The organism is Myxococcus llanfairpwllgwyngyllgogerychwyrndrobwllllantysiliogogogochensis, assembly GCF_006636215.1.
GTDB lineage: Bacteria > Myxococcota > Myxococcia > Myxococcales > Myxococcaceae > Myxococcus > Myxococcus llanfairpwllgwyngyllgogerychwyrndrobwllllantysiliogogogochensis.
On the sequence record NZ_VIFM01000863.1, the window covers coordinates 1 to 418 of the forward strand.

Genomic DNA, 418 nt, shown 5'->3' on the forward strand with positions numbered 1-418 from the left:
CGGCGAATACGGCTAAGACCCGGCTTCGGCTTGCGAGGTTCGTCGAGGCTGGCGAGGACGATCTCCAGCACCCGCTCAGCGACATCGCGATGACGCTGGGCCACGGCCAGTACCGGACACTGCAGAAAATCGAGCAGCTCATTATCACCGAAGGTGGCGATCGCCAGCTCGGAGGGCAGTTTACCCTCGCGACGCAAGGTCACATCCATTACGCCCTGCAGCAGCGGGAAAGAGGTGGTAAACAGCGCCTGTGGCATCGGATGGGTTTCAAGCCATTTCTCAAACAGCTGGGCCGCCGCTTCGCGCTCATAGCTGTTGGCATAGAGATAATGCACCTCACGCGGATCGTCCTGCCAGGCTTTACGGAAGCCCTGTTCGCGCAGGAAGCTCACCGACAGCTCCGGCAGCGCGCCGAGAT

General features: G+C 61.2%; 1 protein-coding gene. It reads right to left on the minus strand.

Annotated elements, in window-relative coordinates:
• Positions 1 to 418 (minus strand): substrate-binding domain-containing protein (locus tag FJV41_RS56115; RefSeq protein WP_181791619.1); only part of this gene is annotated, 418 nt, incomplete at both ends.